The sequence below is a fragment of the Streptomyces sp. A0592 genome, from assembly GCF_004795115.1.
GTDB classification, from domain to species: Bacteria; Actinomycetota; Actinomycetes; order Streptomycetales; family Streptomycetaceae; genus Streptomyces; species Streptomyces erythrochromogenes.
In genome coordinates this window covers 2501-5171 of sequence record NZ_SSBM01000085.1, presented here as the reverse complement: position 1 = coordinate 5171, position 2671 = coordinate 2501, and the positions used below count along the sequence as shown (strand labels likewise).

Sequence of the window (2671 nt, the reverse complement as noted above, 5' to 3'; positions counted from 1 at the left end):
TTCAGAACTAACACAGTGGACGCGAGCAACTGAGGACAAGCCCTCGGCCTATTAGTACCAGTCAGCTTCACCCGTTACCGGGCTTCCACATCTGGCCTATCAACCCAGTCGTCTACTGGGAGCCTTACCCTCTCAAGGAGGTGGGAATACTCATCTTGAAGCAGGCTTCCCGCTTAGATGCTTTCAGCGGTTATCCCTCCCGAACGTAGCCAACCAGCCATGCCCTTGGCAGGACAACTGGCACACCAGAGGTTCGTCCGTCCCGGTCCTCTCGTACTAGGGACAGCCCTTCTCAATATTCCTACGCGCACAGCGGATAGGGACCGAACTGTCTCACGACGTTCTAAACCCAGCTCGCGTACCGCTTTAATGGGCGAACAGCCCAACCCTTGGGACCGACTCCAGCCCCAGGATGCGACGAGCCGACATCGAGGTGCCAAACCATCCCGTCGATATGGACTCTTGGGGAAGATCAGCCTGTTATCCCCGGGGTACCTTTTATCCGTTGAGCGACGGCGCTTCCACAAGCCACCGCCGGATCACTAGTCCCGACTTTCGTCCCTGCTCGACCCGTCGGTCTCACAGTCAAGCTCCCTTGTGCACTTACACTCAACACCTGATTGCCAACCAGGCTGAGGGAACCTTTGGGCGCCTCCGTTACCCTTTGGGAGGCAACCGCCCCAGTTAAACTACCCATCAGACACTGTCCCTGATCCGGATCACGGACCGAGGTTAGACATCCAGCACGACCAGAGTGGTATTTCAACGGCGACTCCACACCAACTGGCGTTGATGCTTCAAAGTCTCCCACCTATCCTACACAAGCCGAACCGAACACCAATATCAAACTGTAGTAAAGGTCCCGGGGTCTTTCCGTCCTGCTGCGCGAAACGAGCATCTTTACTCGTAGTGCAATTTCACCGGGCCTATGGTTGAGACAGTCGAGAAGTCGTTACGCCATTCGTGCAGGTCGGAACTTACCCGACAAGGAATTTCGCTACCTTAGGATGGTTATAGTTACCACCGCCGTTTACTGGCGCTTAAGTTCTCAGCTTCGCAACCCCGAAAGGTCACTAACCGGTCCCCTTAACGTTCCAGCACCGGGCAGGCGTCAGTCCGTATACATCGCCTTACGGCTTCGCACGGACCTGTGTTTTTAGTAAACAGTCGCTTCTCGCTGGTCTCTGCGGCCACCCCCAGCTCACGGAGCAAGTCCGATCACCAGTGATGGCCCCCCTTCTCCCGAAGTTACGGGGGCATTTTGCCGAGTTCCTTAACCATAGTTCACCCGAACGCCTCGGTATTCTCTACCTGACCACCTGAGTCGGTTTAGGGTACGGGCCGCCATGAAACTCGCTAGAGGCTTTTCTCGACAGCATAGGATCATCCACTTCACCACAATCGGCTCGGCATCAGGTCTCAGCCTTGTATGAGGGACGGATTTGCCTACCCCTCGGCCTACACCCTTACCCCGGGACAACCACCGCCCGGGCTGGACTACCTTCCTGCGTCACCCCATCGCTTACCTACTACAAGTCTGGTTCGTCGGCTCCACCACTTTCCTTTCCCCGAAGGGTCCGGAACGGCTTCACGGACTTAGCATCGCCTGATTCGATATTGGGCGTTTCAAAGCGGGTACCGGAATATCAACCGGTTGTCCATCGACTACGCCTGTCGGCCTCGCCTTAGGTCCCGACTTACCCTGGGCAGATCAGCTTGACCCAGGAACCCTTAGTCAATCGGCGCACACGTTTCTCACGTGTGTATCGCTACTCATGCCTGCATTCTCACTCGTGAACCGTCCACAACTAGCTTCCGCTGCTGCTTCACCCGGCACACGACGCTCCCCTACCCATCACAGCGGGCGTTGGCCCTATTGCTGCAATGACACGACTTCGGCGGTACGCTTGAGCCCCGCTACATTGTCGGCGCGGAATCACTTGACCAGTGAGCTATTACGCACTCTTTCAAGGGTGGCTGCTTCTAAGCCAACCTCCTGGTTGTCTCTGCGACTCCACATCCTTTCCCACTTAGCGTACGCTTAGGGGCCTTAGTCGATGCTCTGGGCTGTTTCCCTCTCGACCATGGAGCTTATCCCCCACAGTCTCACTGCCGTGCTCTCACTTACCGGCATTCGGAGTTTGGCTAAGGTCAGTAACCCGGTAGGGCCCATCGCCTATCCAGTGCTCTACCTCCGGCAAGAAACACACGACGCTGCACCTAAATGCATTTCGGGGAGAACCAGCTATCACGGAGTTTGATTGGCCTTTCACCCCTAACCACAGGTCATCCCCCAGGTTTTCAACCCTGGTGGGTTCGGTCCTCCACGAAGTCTTACCTCCGCTTCAACCTGCCCATGGCTAGATCACTCCGCTTCGGGTCTAGAGCGTGCAACTCAATCGCCCTATTCGGACTCGCTTTCGCTACGGCTTCCCCACACGGGTTAACCTCGCTACACACCGCTAACTCGCAGGCTCATTCTTCAAAAGGCACGCAGTCACGACGTTGCATGCAAGCATGCAACGCGACGCTCCCACGGCTTGTAGGCACACGGTTTCAGGTACTATTTCACTCCGCTCCCGCGGTACTTTTCACCATTCCCTCACGGTACTATCCGCTATCGGTCACCAGGGAATATTTAGGCTTAGCGGGTGGTCCCGCCAGATTCACA

At 56.3% G+C, this 2671-nt stretch carries 1 rRNA gene (only partly in view); it reads right to left on the bottom strand.

From position 1 onward, the window contains the following. Nucleotides 1–31: 31 nt before the first annotated feature. Nucleotides 32–2671 (bottom strand): 23S ribosomal RNA (locus E6U81_RS39305); it runs 484 nt beyond the window's last position.